Annotated in this window: 15 protein-coding genes; 12 read left to right on the forward strand and 3 right to left on the reverse strand. The window is 28.2% G+C overall.

Features of this window, described 5'->3' with window-relative positions; translation table 11 throughout:
• Positions 1-258 precede the first annotated feature (258 nt).
• The 7 genes from ACVHXK_RS12560 (at position 259) to ACVHXK_RS12590 (ending at position 6,965) form a co-directional block, all read left to right on the forward strand.
• A complete protein-coding gene (locus tag ACVHXK_RS12560) occupies positions 259-1,107 on the forward strand; it encodes a DUF4097 family beta strand repeat-containing protein (RefSeq protein ID WP_461206746.1) in 849 nt (282 codons plus the stop codon).
• A 116-nt stretch (positions 1,108-1,223) separates the two neighbouring features.
• The gene (locus tag ACVHXK_RS12565; RefSeq protein WP_461206747.1) at positions 1,224-2,054 is read left to right on the forward strand and encodes a transporter substrate-binding domain-containing protein; all 831 of its coding nucleotides are present in this window, start codon (positions 1,224-1,226) and stop codon (positions 2,052-2,054) included.
• Positions 2,055-2,175: 121 nt separating this feature from the next.
• Positions 2,176-2,850, forward strand: coding sequence for an amino acid ABC transporter permease (locus tag ACVHXK_RS12570; protein WP_461206748.1), 675 nt, complete (start codon positions 2,176-2,178; stop codon positions 2,848-2,850).
• Entirely contained in the window at positions 2,843-3,565 is a 723-nt protein-coding gene (locus ACVHXK_RS12575) for an amino acid ABC transporter ATP-binding protein (protein ID WP_461206749.1), read from the forward strand. The genes ACVHXK_RS12570 and ACVHXK_RS12575 overlap by 8 nt, the downstream gene beginning before the upstream one ends.
• A gap of 756 nt (positions 3,566-4,321) precedes the next feature.
• The gene (locus tag ACVHXK_RS12580; RefSeq protein ID WP_461206750.1) at positions 4,322-5,386 is read left to right on the forward strand and encodes an ABC transporter substrate-binding protein; all 1,065 of its coding nucleotides are present in this window, start codon (positions 4,322-4,324) and stop codon (positions 5,384-5,386) included.
• The gene (locus ACVHXK_RS12585) at positions 5,361-6,101 is read left to right on the forward strand and encodes an ABC transporter permease (protein WP_461206751.1); all 741 of its coding nucleotides are present in this window, start codon (positions 5,361-5,363) and stop codon (positions 6,099-6,101) included. Before ACVHXK_RS12580 ends, ACVHXK_RS12585 begins: the two co-directional genes overlap by 26 nt.
• 138 nt (positions 6,102-6,239) lie before the next feature.
• On the forward strand, positions 6,240-6,965 hold the full coding sequence (locus ACVHXK_RS12590) for an ABC transporter ATP-binding protein (protein WP_461206752.1): 726 nt from the start codon (positions 6,240-6,242) through the stop codon (positions 6,963-6,965).
• A gap of 12 nt (positions 6,966-6,977) precedes the next feature.
• On the opposite strand, the gene ACVHXK_RS12595 is transcribed toward ACVHXK_RS12590, so the two are convergent.
• A complete protein-coding gene (locus ACVHXK_RS12595) occupies positions 6,978-8,165 on the reverse strand; it encodes an alanyl-tRNA editing protein (RefSeq protein WP_461206753.1) in 1,188 nt (395 codons plus the stop codon).
• A 308-nt stretch (positions 8,166-8,473) separates the two neighbouring features.
• On the opposite strand from ACVHXK_RS12595, the gene ACVHXK_RS12600 reads away from it, so the two are divergent.
• The 5 genes from ACVHXK_RS12600 (at position 8,474) to ACVHXK_RS12620 (ending at position 14,885) form a co-directional block, all read left to right on the forward strand.
• Positions 8,474-9,634 carry an MGDG synthase family glycosyltransferase gene (locus tag ACVHXK_RS12600; protein ID WP_461206754.1) on the forward strand — a complete coding sequence of 387 codons (1,161 nt, stop codon included), beginning with the start codon at positions 8,474-8,476 and terminating at the stop codon, positions 9,632-9,634.
• A gap of 24 nt (positions 9,635-9,658) precedes the next feature.
• Complete coding sequence (locus ACVHXK_RS12605; RefSeq protein WP_461206755.1) at positions 9,659-10,777, forward strand: MGDG synthase family glycosyltransferase; 1,119 nt, start codon at positions 9,659-9,661, stop codon at positions 10,775-10,777.
• A 42-nt stretch (positions 10,778-10,819) separates the two neighbouring features.
• The gene (locus tag ACVHXK_RS12610; protein WP_461206756.1) at positions 10,820-11,698 is read left to right on the forward strand and encodes a S66 peptidase family protein; all 879 of its coding nucleotides are present in this window, start codon (positions 10,820-10,822) and stop codon (positions 11,696-11,698) included.
• A 629-nt stretch (positions 11,699-12,327) separates the two neighbouring features.
• Positions 12,328-14,007: a glutamine--tRNA ligase/YqeY domain fusion protein gene (locus tag ACVHXK_RS12615; protein WP_461206757.1), complete on the forward strand. Its 1,680-nt coding sequence runs from the start codon at positions 12,328-12,330 to the stop codon at positions 14,005-14,007.
• 236 nt (positions 14,008-14,243) lie between these two features.
• Entirely contained in the window at positions 14,244-14,885 is a 642-nt protein-coding gene (locus ACVHXK_RS12620) for a CBS and ACT domain-containing protein (RefSeq protein WP_461206758.1), read from the forward strand.
• Between the two features lie 91 nt (positions 14,886-14,976).
• On the opposite strand, the gene ACVHXK_RS12625 is transcribed toward ACVHXK_RS12620, so the two are convergent.
• Both ACVHXK_RS12625 and ACVHXK_RS12630 read right to left on the reverse strand, forming a co-directional pair.
• Positions 14,977-15,192 carry a hypothetical protein gene (locus tag ACVHXK_RS12625; RefSeq protein WP_461206759.1) on the reverse strand — a complete coding sequence of 72 codons (216 nt, stop codon included), beginning with the start codon at positions 15,190-15,192 and terminating at the stop codon, positions 14,977-14,979.
• 148 nt (positions 15,193-15,340) lie between these two features.
• A complete protein-coding gene (locus ACVHXK_RS12630) occupies positions 15,341-15,817 on the reverse strand; it encodes a ferritin family protein (RefSeq protein ID WP_461206760.1) in 477 nt (158 codons plus the stop codon).
• Between the last annotated feature and the right edge of the window lie 55 nt (positions 15,818-15,872).

A 15,872-nucleotide genomic window follows, 5' to 3' on the forward strand; every position in this document is an offset into this window, starting at 1 on the left:
GATACTCCGTATTTTAACAGGAGGATATTTATTTTTCAACACTTAAAAAGTCTTAATATAGGAATGCTGTGCATTGTGCATTGTGCATTATCTTTTTACTATAATTATACGATTGTATCATATAATTAAAAAAAGTGTAACTATTTATTTACTTATTTTTATTGATTAAGTATTAATATTTATTTATAATACAAAATTTTAGTTGAATGTGTAAATGATTTTTTAAAATAAGATTGAGTGCGAGGAGGCAGATAGAATTTGGATTCATTTGAAAACAAAAGATTTATAAGAATACTTATTATTGCGTTAGCACTTGTTTTGGGATGTATTTGGTTTTTTTTCATAGTATATAAGAGTATTATTAATGATCAGATATGGAAAGGTTCAGAAGAATATGATGAAGCTATTGATATAGATAATGATGATAATTATAAATTAGATTTAAATGATAAAGGTATACTTGATATTGGTGAAATAGAGACTATAGAAATTAATTGTGTTAGTACAGATATCAAAATTGAAACTGTGCCTGAAGAAAAATTAAAAGTCCAATTTAAAGGAACTTATTTTGGAAATGAAAAAGAAAAACCAACTCTAGAAGTTAGTAAAAGAGGTAAAACTGCGGTAATTCAAGTTAAATATTTAAATAGCACAAAATTTGATTCTATTACTTTAGCAACTGTTCTTGAAATTGAATTGCCAGAAAATTACAACGGGAAAATTGAAATAAATACAGTGTCATCAGATTTGGATATTGGAGAAATTAAAGTTGAAGAACTTAAAATAGGGGCTGTATCAGGTGATATTACAATTGAGTCTTTACAGGGAGAACTTTACGCTCAAACAATTTCTGGAGATGTGAAAGTAAATTTCGAAGAATTACTCAATGATATTAGTTTTAATACTACATCAGGAGAATTAAGTATTAAAGTTCCTGATGACAGCAATTTTACATTTAATTTAAATACTGTGTCTGGAGAAGTAGACTCTGATTTACCCATATCATTTAATAGTAATTCTAAAACTAACATACAAGGAAAGGTTGGTAATGGCCAGTATAATATAAAATGTAGTTCTGTTTCAGGGAATATCAATATAGATAATTAGTAGTTTATGTTTCAGTGTGTTTATTTCAAAGAATAATTCTAAAAAGCATTGCATAAATATACAATATAATGTATAATAGCAACGAGATGTAGATTGAAAATTAAGGGGGAAGTATAATGAAAAAGATAAAAGGATTAGTAGCAGTTTTGCTAGCTACTACAGTATTAGTTGGGTTAACAGCGTGTGGAACAAATTCAAATGCAAATTCAAATGCAAATGCTGAAGAAAATACTGCAGAAGAAAATACTGCAGAGGTAGAGAAAACTCTTTTAGAAGTAATACAAGAAAAAGGAGTTATGACAGTTGGTAATTCTCCAGATTATCCACCATTTGAAACAATTGACGATGATGGTGAAATAGTTGGTTTTGATATTGATTTAATAAAGGCTGTTGGTGAGAAATTAGGAGTAGAAATTGAAATTAAGGAAATGGCTTTTGACACTATAGTTGATGCAGTTAAAAGTGAGCAAGTTAATGTAGGATGTTCAGGATTTTCAATTACAGAAGAAAGATTAGAAAGTGTTGACTTCTCTGAACCTTATTTAGAAGGTGGTCAGGTAGTAGTAACTTATAAAGGCTCTGGAATTGAAACTATTGAAGATTTAAATGGAGAACAGGTTGCAGTTGGTATAGGTTCTACTTGTGAAGCAGCAGCTGAAACTATAGACGGCGCAAAAGTTACTAGTCTTGATGATTTTAATATAGGTTTTGTAATGCTTAAAAACCAAGCAATAAAAGCTACTGTTGCTGATATAACTGTAGCAGAAGAATATATTTCAAAAAATGATGAGTTTGTAATAGTTGGAGAACCTTTAACGGTAGAAAAAACAGCTGTAGCTATAAAAAAAGGAAATGATGATTTAACGGCTGCAATTAGTAAAGCTATAGTAGAATTAAAAGAAGATGGAACCATTGATGAGTTAAAACAAACATGGGGCATTGAATAATATAGTAATTGAAAATGAAGAATAAATAGTATATTATTTAAAGTGAAATACAAAATAATAAAATGTTTAAAATGGGGCAAATTTATTGCCCTATTTTTGAGGTTAAGAGGAGTTGTCATATTTGGAAGGATTAATTAAAGTATGGGAATATAGAAACTTTTTATTAAAAGGTGCAGTAGTAACAGTTGAAATGACAGCCGGAGCTTTGATATTAGGGTTAGTGTTAGGTGTCATTGTTGGTCTTTCAAGAATTTCAAAAAATAAAATTTTAAATATTTTCTCGGGTTTTTATCTAACTATTATTAGAGGAACACCTATGCTATTACAAATTTTATTTATTTTCTTAGGGGTACCACAATTATTCAGAATGATTTTTGGAATACCTTTATCTATGAATCCAATAATTGCAGGTACTGTTGGTATTGGAATTAATAGTGGTGCTTATGTTGCAGAAATAATTAGGTCTGGTATTCAATCTATTGAAAAAGGGCAAATGGAAGCAGCAAGGTCACTAGGCCTTACGCACAATCAAGCTATGAGATATATTATATTACCACAGGCTTTTAGAAATGTAATTCCACCACTTGGAAATGAAGCTATTGTTCTTTTGAAGGATACTTCTTTAGTAGCAGCAATTGGCGGAGGAGAACTTATGAATGCATCTAGAAAAATGGGAGCAAAATTTTATTATTATGCCGAGTTTTTAATAGGTGCTGCAATAATTTATTTGATTTTGACATTTATAATATCTAAACTAGTACAACTTCTAGAAAGGAGGTTGAGTAGAGTTGATTAAAGTTACTAATTTACATAAAAAATTTGATAAATTACATGTATTAAAAGGAATCGATGCGCATATTAAAAAAGGTGAAGTGGTTGTTGTTATTGGACCGTCAGGATCTGGGAAGAGTACTTTTTTAAGATGTCTTAATTTGCTTGAAGAACCCACAGAAGGTGAAATCATTTTTGAAGGAATTTCTATTACAAATAAAGATATAAATATTAATGATATAAGACAAAAAATGGGGATGGTTTTTCAGCAATTTAATCTTTTTCCTCATATGTCCGTATTAGATAATATTACTTTATCTCCTATGAAAGCTAAAAATTACAGCAAAGAAGATGCTATAAAAAAAGCTAATGAATTGTTAGAAAGAGTAAATTTAGCTGATAAAATAGATGGTTTTCCAAGACAACTCTCAGGTGGACAAAAACAAAGGATTGCAATAGTTAGAGCACTTGCTATGGAGCCAGATGTAATGCTTTTTGATGAGCCTACATCAGCACTAGATCCTGAAATGGTTGGAGAAGTTTTAGCTGTAATGAAGGAACTTGCAAAAGAGGGTATGACTATGGTAGTTGTAACCCATGAGATGGGTTTTGCTAAAGAAGTTGCGGATAGAGTTATTTTTATGGATGATGGAATGATTGCAGAGCAAGGAACTCCAGAGCAAATTTTTAATAATCCTCAGAATAGTAGAACAAAGGAGTTTTTGAGTAAAGTACTTTAATTTCAATGCACAATGCACAATGCATTTAAGAGATAATTTGCAATTTGCAATTTGCAATTTGCAATGCATTTAAGGGATAATTTGCAATGTGCAATTTGCAATGCATTTAAGAGATAATTTGCAATTTGCAATTTGCAATTAAGGTTAGGATTTTTTAGTGGAGCTAAAAAATCCTTTTTATTTTAATTAAAGATTTTCTGACGAAGGAAGAAAATTATCCATAACTATGAACTGTGCACTATACTTTTACATGTTGACAATAAAGGATAGTTTTGATAAAATTTAGAAGTATTCAGATGGAAATACAGTATTGTTTTTCCGTTTGTTAATAAAAAAACATTTACCTAACAGAGAAGTTGATCTGATCTGAAAGGAAGTTGGAAATAGCATTTTGGATATTAAGATATATTATAATACTAAACTAGTGACTATATTAGTCTAGTTATTACTATAGTTTGTATCTTAGTATTTAGCATATTTATGTACACTAACTTCCTATTTAAAAGGGAAGTTTTTTTATTGCCTATGTTTTAGTAAGTGCCGGGAGTGTCAATAATAAATGAAGTATAATTTTTATTATATAACATGAGAGTATATGCAAAGATAGAGTTGATATTTTCAATATCAAGTAGTAAAATCTTAAGGGATTTAAGGGTTTAAATCCCTTAAGATTTTAACTCCACTCTGCACTCTGCAAATTGCACTTTATGTTTTACAAAGCACTCTAGTTTCACAAAAAAAGAGGGGGAAATTTAAATGAAAAAGATAACATCAATATTATTATCAGTATTATTAATAATGGCAATTGTAGCTGGATGTGGTACAAATGCTAGTAATGAAGAAAACGCACAAAATAATACCCAAAACAATACCCAAAACAATACAGCAGTTAACGAGGAAGATTCAAAAGTTGAAGACGAAACAAGTGAGTCATTAGAAATAAAAGTGGTAACTCCAGCTGGAAGTCCTACATTAAGTATGTTAAAATTAATGAAAGAAGAACCAACAATTGGAGAGAATGTAACAACTGAATATGAGATGGTTTTAACAACTGATAATTTAGTTGAAAAGTTAACTTCAGGTGAAGCGGATATTGCTGTTGTTCCCACTAATTTAGCAGCTAAGCTATACAATAAAGATTTAGAATATAAATTAGCTTCAACAGTTATAGGTGGTAATTTATATATAGTTTCTGATGAAGAAGTAAATGGATGGGAAGATTTAAAAGGAAAAGAGATTACTACAATAGGGCAAGGGCTTACACCTGATATTTTACTTAGATATTTGATGAAAGAAAATGGAGTTAATCCAGACGAAGATGTTACAATAAATTATATGGCTGGGTCTACAGAATTAGCACCTGCGTATATTTCAGGAAGTATTAAAACTAGTATGATGCCAGAACCAATGCTTTCTACAGTGAAAATTAAAAAAGAAGATACAAAAGTAGTAATTGATCTTCAAGAAGAGTGGAATAAGATAAAAGGAACTGACAATGGATATCCACAAGCGTCAATATTAATAAAAAATGAACTTATTGAAAATAATCCAGAAGCTGTTGATAATTTCTTAAATGAATTAGAAAATAGTATTGCTTGGTTAAATGAGAATCCTGAAAAAGCAGGAGAATACGCAGAAGAATTAGAAATTGGGACTCCAAAAGCTGTAGTAGCTATGTCATTAATAGGCTCTAATATTTCATATACTAGTGCAGAAGATGCAGAAGAAGCTATAAATGAGTATCTACAAGTTTTAATGGATTTTTCAGCTGATTCAATAGGGGGAAAACTACCAGATGAAAACTTCTATTATAAAAAATAAGAAGCTTTTCAGTATTTACGTATTAATTGTAATCTTAATTTTATGGCAAATAACTGCTTTAGGGGTGGATAAGGAAATTCTTATCCCTACCCCTAGAGCTACTTTTGGTTCACTTATAAAAATAATTCAAAGTAAAAATTTTATTATTATTGTATTTTCAACACTTAAAAGAACTTTTATTAGTTTTTTTCTTTCTCTTTTTTTTGCTCTTATATTTGGAACTTTATCAGGTTTATTTAAAAACCTTTTTCATATAATAGAACCTATTATATCTATTATAAGGTCAACACCAACTATGGCAATTATAATACTTGCTTTAATATGGTTAGGTGGGGAGAGAGCTCCTGTTCTAATTGGTTTTATAGTTGTATTTCCTATTTTGTATAGTTCTGTATACAGAGGAATAGTCCAAACAGATGAAAAGTTAATACAAATGGCTGAAAGTTATGATGTTAAAAAAATTGTTATTTTAAAGGATATATATATTCCATCTATAAAAAGTTATCTACTTGCAGGAATAAATGCTGCTCTAGGTTTATGCTTTAAAGTAATGATTTCAGCAGAAGTACTAGGACAGCCTAAATATGCTATGGGTACAAGTCTTTATATGCAAAAGATAAATCTAGATATGGCAGGAGTTTTTGCATGGAGCATTATTCTTATTGTTATAGCTGTTATTTTTGATAAGTTAGTTTCATTGTTTTTCAAACAGTAAGATAGTAAAAAAAAGATAATGCACAATTCACAATGAACAATGCATAATTGTGCATTGTTCATTAATAATTTTAAATTGATTATTCAGTTAGTAATAAAATAGGAGTTAACAATAAATTACCAGGTAAGGGGATAAACTATGTTTTCAATAAATAATTTAGGGAAAAAATATGATGACGAGTGGATTTTACGGAATTTGAATTTGAATATTAGCAAAAATGAGATAGTATCTATACTTGGACCGTCAGGGTGTGGTAAAACTACATTGTTAAATATTATATCGGGATTGATCGAATATGATGAGGGCAAAGTTATAGTAGATAAAAGTAAAAAGATTTCTTATCTTTTTCAGGAGCCTAGATTATTAGAATGGAAAACAGTTTTTGAAAATGTTGAGTTTGTAGTTAAAAATAAGATTGAAAATTCTAAAGAGAGAAGAGAAAAAGTAGAAGAATACTTAGAAAGCGTAGGTATGATAGAATATAAAAATTATTATCCTAATAAAATAAGTGGTGGAATGAAACAAAGAACAGCACTTGCAAGGGCGTTTGTATTTCCTTCACAAATATTATTAATGGATGAACCATTTAAATCACTAGACCTACAATTACGATTTAATTTAATTAAATACTTTAAGAAACTTTGGCAGAAAGAGAATAGGACTGTAATGTTTGTAACTCATGATATTCAATCCTCTATACAAATAGGAGATAGGATAGTAATAATGTCTTCGAAACCATCAAAAGAAGAGGTGATTATTAATAATAATACACCTCTTAATAGTAGAAGATTAGATAATGATAGTATTGTAAATATTGAAAAACGCATATATAAGATAATGTTAAGTGATAACACAATTAGTTAAATAGCTAATATACTATCCAAAATTAATATTTTCAAAAAAATTGTTTAAATCTTCGTTGTTTTTAAAAATTCCTTGAGCTATTTTATCACCACCGCCACCTTTACCATTATAAGTGGACAAGTCATTTTTAAATATTTTACCACAATGTATTTTTATAGTGCCGTCATGCATCATGATAACTCTGTTATCCTTATTAGATGCAAAAAATACAACGCATGAAAATTTATTTAGTATTGTTTGTGCTAAGTCTTGAAGATCATCAAAAGATTTATCAGAATATATTTTCTTAATAATAGGTATTTCTGAACCATCAACAATAATATTGCTAGATGAACTTATTAAAGCATCTCCTTCGTATTGAAAGGCTTGAAATTTATATAATTTAATTTCTTTATTAAGAGTTTTAATTTTATCTTCATTCTTTATAATTTTTTCTAATATTGAGTTATCATCAGTAGAGAAAATTCTATTAATATTTGTCACTATTTCATGCTTACTTTGATAATCTTTAAGAGCTCTCATTCCACAATTGAAATATACTCTTGTTAAATCTTTATATTTTTCTGTTTTTAAGATTTTGATAATTCCTATTTCACCAGTTCGTTTTGGATGAGTTCCACAGCAAGCGACTATATCTACATCTTTAATTTGAACAATTCGAATATCTTCCTCTACTTTAAGTTCTTTTCTTAAAGGTAGTTTATCTGCTTTATCCTTATCAACTTTAAAAATATCAATATCGATATTATCAAATATTACATTATTTGAGTAATTTTCCACTTCAAAAATCATTTCTTTAGAAACATTTTCAAGATTTATGTCTATAGTTACATAATCTTCTCCCATATGAAAACCTAAATTAGGAGCATTAAAAAGTTTTAAAAAAGCAGCTGATAGGATATGTTCACCACAATGCTGTTGCATATGGTCTAATCTTTTAATCCAATTTAACTTACATGTAACTTCGCTATGTAGAGGTTCCTTTTCTAATTCATGTAAAATCCGACTACCTTCTATTGATACGTTAATAACTCTAATATCGTCTATATAACCATTATCGGATAGTTGACCTCCTTCTTCTGGGAAGAAAATAGTTTTATCCAAAGTAACGTATATTTTGTTTTCTCGATGGATTATTTCTTCAATTAAACTAACACACTCTTTTTTATAGGGGTTAGATTCATAAAGTTTTATAGTCATAAACATACCTCCAAAACCTTTTCATATACAGATTATTAATATTATAACATTATTATTCTACCGTATTTTAGATTTAAATACAAATTTTTTTAAGATATGACAGAAAACATTTATAGGTATTATAACATAAAAATTGGTAAAAATATAATAGATGCAATAATGTTTACCAGAATATACTAACTAAAAAAGAATAATTCAAGTAATTTGTTATTAAAATTTAACAATTTTAATTAACAAAATACAGTATAATAGTTAATATGGGAGTATTTTAAGACATATCAACCTATAAATGGTGGAGGTAATTTTATATGAAGACAGTACTAGTTTTAACTGCATCTACAGGAGAAGGGCATAACCAAGCTGCCGATAGTTTAAAGAAAAAATATGAGAAAATAGGATACAATGCGGTTAAGTATGATTTTTTAAAAAATACTACAATGATTATGAATTCATTTATTGTGGATGGATATGAAATACTTGCTAAGTATTATCCTAAAATCTATGGAAATATCTATAAAATGAGCGATAAAAAATCTATTAATGATATACTTTTTAAACGACTTTTTATTATAGTGCAAAAAAAGATAATGAGAGAAATATTTTTAACACAGCCTGACTTAATAGTTGGCACACATCCATTATCAGTTTCCGTTATAAGTAGATTAAAGCAGAAAGAAATTATAAGGATACCTTTTATTTCTGTGGTAACAGATTTTAAAGCTCACTATACTTATGTGGATCATAATGTTGATGCATATATTACAGGTAGCGTTTATACAAAAGAAACATTAATTAATAAAGGAATTCCTGCAGAAAAAATTTACCCATTTGGAATACCTGTAAGAGAAGAATTTTTATGTGAAAATGAAATAAAAGAAAGTGAAGAAGACAAGTTTTCTATACTTTTAATGGGTGGCAGTATGGGTTTGAAAGCAATGGAAGATATATTAGAAGACATAATGAGTAATATTAATCATCCCAAAGTAACAGTGGTATGTGGAAGAAATGAAAAATTAGAACGTAAATTACATGAAAAATATAAAGGACGGAATATTATTATTTTAGGATTTACAAAAAGTATACCTGAGCTTATGGGGAAACATAGTTTAATAGTTACAAAACCGGGTGGTTTAACAGTATCTGAAGCTATAAACAAAGAAATTCCGATGATAATACCATTTGCCATACCAGGTCAAGAAGAGGAAAATACTCAATTTTTGGTTGAAAGTGGAGCAGCATTAGAATTGAAACATACAAATAATATCAATGAAATGATAGATTTATTAGTAAATAACGAGCAAATGTATGATGATATGAAAGACAGTATTAAGAAAATAAGAAAAAACTATTCTCTAGATAATTTTGTGGAAGTATCAGAAAAATTAATAGCGAATTATAGTGGGAAAATAAAGATTAATGCATCTAGAACTAAAAAAGTAAAGGAATTATTTAAAAAAGTAAATATATAAATTGTAGCAAGTGAGGATAATATAATGAAAAAAGTAGACGTGCTAATATTATCAGCTTCTTTTGGAGAAGGACATAATAGTACTGCAAAAGCTATAAGAAAAAGCTTAATTTCTGATGAAAAGAATTTAGAAGTTGAAATAGTAGATTATTTTAATATAATAACCCCAAATATAGCAGAGTATTATTATAAGGGATATGAGGTAATAACAGATCATTTCCCAGCTATATACAATATGTACTATTACGCACAAAAGAAGATAGAAAAAAATCCTATAACTAATATAATTTTTGAAACTCAATGCACAAAGATTTTAGAATTGATTGAGGAGTATACACCTAAAGTAATCGTATCTACTTTCCCAGTATGTTCAGCTGTAATATCAAAACTAAAAGAAAAGGATTTAACACAATCATTTTTAGTTACATGTGTTACAGACGTTGTTTTTAGTTATGAGTGGGTTCATCCAAAAACGGATTTATATCTTTTGCCATCAGGTACTATAAAGGATGAGTTTATTGCAAATAATATAAGTGAAAAAAATATTATAGTTACAGGTATACCAATAAGAGAAGAATTTATATACGACAATGAGAATAACCTATATGAAAAAAGAAGGCATGCAGATGAAAACTATAAAACAAGAATATTGTTAATGGGTGGAGCTAGAGGACTTTTTGATCTTAGTGATAGTTTTTTTAGTTGGTTGGATAATTTAGAGGCGGCAAATGTTACAGTTATAACTGGGCATAACAAGGAATTATATGAAAACTTAAAACAAAACAATCAAAATATAAATGTACATGGATATGTTAATGATATATGGGAAGTTATGGATCAAAATGATTTATTAATAACAAAACCAGGTGGAATAACGTTGTTTGAAGCTATTAGTAGGCAATTACCGCTTATAGTAAAAAAACCTAAAATAGGGCAAGAAAGATACAACTCTAATTTTATAGAATCAAAAGAAATTGGATTTGTAGAAAAACGAGAAAAAGTTTTAAAAGATAAAATAAAAGATTTGCTAGAGCATCCTGAAAAAATTGACTTAATGAAAAAAAATATACAGATGATAAAAGATGATTTAAATTGTGATAATATAGGTGAGCCAATAATTCAATTAATAATGCACAATTATTGAAGAATTAAAGTGTATAAATATTAATTATGGGGGTGATACGGATTGATTCTACCAGAAAAACTAAAAAAGGGTGATATTGTAAAGGTAATTACACCGGCTTCACCAGCCGATAAGGAAAAGGTTTATAAAGGGAAGGAAATAATTGAACAATGGGGATTGAAGGTTGAATTAGGGGAAAGCTGTTTTTATAGAAATGGCTATTTAGCTGGAGATGATTCTGAAAGAGTTAGTGACATTAATGAGGCGTTTGCAGATAAAAGAATTAAAGGTATAATTTGCTCAAGAGGAGGATATGGTACATTAAGATTACTTGATAAAATAGATTATAAAAATATTAGAGAGAATCCAAAGGTATTCGTAGGGTTTAGCGATATTACTGCCATGCATATAGCAATCAATCAAAAATCAAAATTAATAACTTATCATGGACCTATGGTAGCTTCTAATATGTTTGATATAGAGGATGAGACTAAAAATAGTTTTATAGATAATGTGATTATGACTTGTAATAAAAAAATAGAATATATAAATAATCTTAAAATTCTTTGTAGTGGCAATGCAACGGGAATTCTAACTGGTGGTAATTTATCATTGATAGTATCTACATTAGGTACGGATTTTGAAATTGACACAAAAGGAAAAGTATTGTTCATTGAGGATGTTGGAGAAGAAGTGTATAGAATAGATAGAATGTTAACACAGCTACGATTAGCAGGTAAACTAAGAGATGCTGCTGCAATAATTTTAGGAGACTTTAAAGATTGTGGAGAAGTACAAGAATTAACAAATATATTCAGTGAATTTTTTTGCCGTCTTAAAAAACCGGTTTTATATAATCTCAAATCAGGACATTGCAAGCCTATTATTACTATTCCATTAGGCATGCAAGTAAAAATTGTAAATAGTAGGTTGATTTATTAATAATAAAAATAATCAACACTAAAAACAATTAATATTAATTAAAAATAATTATTAGTTAGCTGGATTTTTTCTTTGATTTAGTTTATAATGTATTTAATAGAATAAAACTAAGTTGATAAAGGAGCGAGCTATGAGAATAGAAATTTCAGAGAAAGTAAAAAAGTTTTTAGATAAAAAAAATTCTAATGTAATTACTGTAGATAAGATAGGCACTAAAGTATGTTGAGGTGGCACTTCGTTACCGGAGGTAACAATAAAAGAACCAAATGAAATAGACTTAAAAAAATTTGATTTATATGAAATTGATGGAATTAATATCTATATTAGGAAGACAATAGATTTAAAAGAAGTTGTTCGATTTTCCCTTTCAAACCTTGGTTTTTTCAATAGTATTTCAGTTAATGGTGTTGAATGGTTTTAGGTAAATAACATTATACTATATTTAGTAAAAAGCTGTATATTTTGAATTCCTGTGGGAAGACTTTATATACAGTTTTTCTATTATATTAAAAAAAACACATATATATTCCTTAAGTATAGACCTTTATGTTGAAATTTATTTGTCTGTGGTATATCATAGGTTATATATTATATATAGATTGCTATGATTTGAAAAGGGAGGAAGTCTAATGACAGAAAATAAGGTAGAAGTTGATATTAATAGTTCGTCAAATTTTATCCATAATATTATAGATAAAAAAATTGAAGCAGACCCTACAGTGAAAGTACACACTCGTTTTCCACCAGAGCCAAATGGTTATTTGCATATAGGTCACGCTAAAGCTATTGCAATAAATTTTGGTACAGCTAATAAATATAATGGATTATGCAATTTAAGAATGGATGATACAAATCCTGCAAAGGAAGATATGGAATATGTTGAGTCTATAAAAGAAGACATTAAATGGCTTGGATATGATTGGGAAGATAGAATGTTTTTTGCATCTGATTATTATGAAACATTTTATGAATGTGCTATAAAATTGATTAATAAAGGGAAAGCATTTGTTTGTGATTTATCTCATGAAGAAATGAGAGAATATAGAGGAACATTAACTCAGCCTGGAAAAGAAAGTCCTTATAGGAATAGAACTATAGAGGAAAATTTAGATTTGTTTAAGAGAATGAGAAATGGTGAATTTGAAGATGGTTCTAAAGTTCTTAGAGCTAAGATTGATATGTCTTCTCCAAATATAAATTTGAGAGATCCAATTATATATAGAATACAAAGAGCTACTCACTTTAGGACGGGTGATGATTGGTGTATTTATCCTATGTATGATTTTGCACATCCACTTGAAGATGCTACAGAAGGAATTACTTATTCTTTATGTTCCTTGGAATTTGAAGACCATAGACCATTGTATGATTGGTTTTTAAGAGAATTAGAATATGAAAATCCACCAAGGCAAATAGAATTTGCGAGATTAAATCTTACAAACACAGTAATGAGTAAGAGACATTTAAAAAAATTGGTAGATGAAAAATATGTTTCAGGGTGGGATGACCCAAGAATGCCTACTGTTTCAGGGTTTAGAAGAAGAGGATATACCCCTGAAGCAATTAGAGATTTTTGTGATAGAATTGGAGTAGCAAAAGGGTATAGTTTAGTTGATATTGCTATGTTAGAGCATTGTATTAGAGAAGATTTAAAAATGAAAGCAGCAAGAGTAATGGCGGTATTAGATCCTATAAAACTTATTATTACAAATTATCCAGAAGATAAGGTTGAAATGCTTGAGATTGAAAATAATCCTGAGAATGAAGAGATGGGAAGTAGAATGGTTCCTTTTTCAAGAGAATTATACATTGAAAGAGAAGATTTTATGGAAAACCCACCTAAAAAATATTTTAGGTTAAGTAAAGGAAAAGAAGTTAGATTAAAGGGAGCTTATTTTGTTTTTTGTGAAGATATCATTAAAGATGAAGATGGGAATGTAACTGAAATCCACTGTACTTACGATCCAGAAACAAAAAGTGGAAGTGGTTTTACTGGAAGAAAAGTAAAAGGAACAATTCATTGGGTATCTAAGGAACATGCAATAGAGGCTGAAGTAAGGCTTTTAGATCATTTAATGATTGAGAATGAAGAAAAACAAGATGAAGAGAAAGAATTAGTTATGAATCCTAATTCATTAGAGATACTAAGGAATGTTAAAATAGAACCTTATGTAAAAGAAGTAGTAAAAGGTGACAAATTTCAATTTGTTAGAAAAGGTTTCTTTTGTGTAGATTATGATAGTGAAGCCAATCTTTTAGTATTTAACAGAACGGTTTCACTTAGAAGCTCCTTTAAGATAAAAAAATAGGATTATTAAATATTTTGTTTAATAGAAAAGTAGCATTTATGCTACTTTTTTGTATATATTTAAATAACAATTAATAGTTAAAAGCATAAATTTATTATTATAATATTAATTATTTACAATTTATATCGAGTATATATTAAAATATATATGTAAAATTTAGAATATTGACAATAGTAATTCAAAGTATTATAATAATATATATATATGAAAAAAATGGAAAAGAAGGGGGTCTTTTAATGTATATAAAAAATGAAATGAAAAAAGAAATCATTACCGTAAGTCCTGACACATCTATTTTCATAGTTTTAGATTTATTTCAAAAGCATGGTTATTCTCAGATACCAGTAGTTGATAGTGGAAAATTAGTAGGTCTTATAACAGAAAAAATCCTTAGAGATGTAACACCTTCAAAAGCTACAAGCTTGAGTATTTTCGAAATAAACTATTTATTGAACAAAACTAGTGCAAAAGACGTTATGGAGAAAGATGTTATTACAGGAGACAAAGAAGCTTTGCTTGAAGAAGCGGCTAAAATCATGAGGGATAAAGATATAGGATCATTACCAATAATAGATAAAGATGGATTTTTGATTGGCATACTTACAAGAACAGATATTGCTAATGCATTTATAAAAATAATGGGATTTGATGAGCCAGGAACAAGAATCACTATTGAAGCAGAGGATCATCCAGGAACTTTAAATTCAATAACTACTATTATAAAAGATTTTAACATTAATATAAATAGTATTAGTATATATGATGGAAACGAGTCAAAAAGTGAAATAATACTTAGATTTGTTTCTGAAGATAGTGATGAATTAATTTCTAAAATTAAAGATGAAGGGTTTAATGTTACTAGTGTAATGAACTACTAGTAGTTTAAGCTTATTAAAATAATTAAAAAAGCTCAATGACGACAGATCATTGAGCTTTAATTAATTTATTTATTTATTTTCACGAAATAAATTAAACTTTTCGTTCATCACCTTTAAGCACATTCTTAACGTAAGAACCTATTTGTTGACCTTTTAAATAAGAGTTTAGATATTTATCAGGTACAGTATCTTTATACTCTTCTTCACCAAGCATATTGTCGATTATACCTTTTTTAGCAGAGGGTATGTCTCCAACATGAATTTCTTTTAAATCTTCAAATTTAAAATTTCTATCAAATTTATCCATTATATTCCTCCTTTATATGCAGTAAAACTTTTTGAGCATATATATATTTTGTGCAGAGAAGATTTTTATAAACAAAATCTTTATAGAATATAATGAAAATATTACAAAACATTTTAGTTATAGGTAAGATGATTGGTATATATATGGATTATAATGTTAAAGCAAAGATAAAAGAATTTTTTTGTGCTTCAAGAACATATTTCAAATGTTTTTTCTCTTCTGCAATTATTTGAGAAAATTCTTTAGAAGCTCTATCTTTTAAAAGTCTACTCAATTCTGAATAGAATAGTATGCCGTCTTTCTCAACTTTTTCGGCAATAGTGAGAGCATCATTCTTTTTGTGCCGTTCTTTTACAATATCATTAATAAAAATATTTAAATCCATTAATGTTTGCAGGTATTCAGCATCTTCATCAGATACTTCTAATACTTCATTGCCTGGAAGGTTATTTGTTATAGCTGCATAGATAGCACTATGCTTTTTTTCATCCTCTGACATTTTTATGAATAATTTTTTAGCTTCGATATCCTTTACTTCTTCAGAAAAAAAATGGTACATTTCTGATACTTTATTTTCAGTATTAATTATTGAAGCATAAATATTACTTAATTGTATAGTTGCCAATAGAATCACCCCTACTTTAAATATTTTTTATAACTAGTAATTTTATTAGTTATAC

The organism is Clostridium sp. DL1XJH146 (assembly GCF_054819755.1).

What these genes read in the sequence shown, in the direction of transcription:
- ACVHXK_RS12600 (WP_461206754.1), top strand. Translation starts at nt 8,474, where the DNA reads ATGAAGACAGTACTAGTTTTAACTGCATCTACAGGAGAAGGGCATAAC.
- ACVHXK_RS12590 (WP_461206752.1), top strand. Translation starts at nt 6,240, where the DNA reads ATGTTTTCAATAAATAATTTAGGGAAAAAATATGATGACGAGTGGATT.
- ACVHXK_RS12585 (WP_461206751.1), top strand. Translation starts at nt 5,361, where the DNA reads ATGAAAACTTCTATTATAAAAAATAAGAAGCTTTTCAGTATTTACGTA.
- ACVHXK_RS12580 (WP_461206750.1), top strand. Translation starts at nt 4,322, where the DNA reads ATGAAAAAGATAACATCAATATTATTATCAGTATTATTAATAATGGCA.
- ACVHXK_RS12565 (WP_461206747.1), top strand. Translation starts at nt 1,224, where the DNA reads ATGAAAAAGATAAAAGGATTAGTAGCAGTTTTGCTAGCTACTACAGTA.
- ACVHXK_RS12595 (WP_461206753.1), bottom strand. Translation starts at nt 8,165, where the DNA reads ATGACTATAAAACTTTATGAATCTAACCCCTATAAAAAAGAGTGTGTT.
- ACVHXK_RS12620 (WP_461206758.1), top strand. Translation starts at nt 14,244, where the DNA reads ATGTATATAAAAAATGAAATGAAAAAAGAAATCATTACCGTAAGTCCT.
- ACVHXK_RS12625 (WP_461206759.1), bottom strand. Translation starts at nt 15,192, where the DNA reads ATGGATAAATTTGATAGAAATTTTAAATTTGAAGATTTAAAAGAAATT.
- ACVHXK_RS12605 (WP_461206755.1), top strand. Translation starts at nt 9,659, where the DNA reads ATGAAAAAAGTAGACGTGCTAATATTATCAGCTTCTTTTGGAGAAGGA.
- ACVHXK_RS12615 (WP_461206757.1), top strand. Translation starts at nt 12,328, where the DNA reads ATGACAGAAAATAAGGTAGAAGTTGATATTAATAGTTCGTCAAATTTT.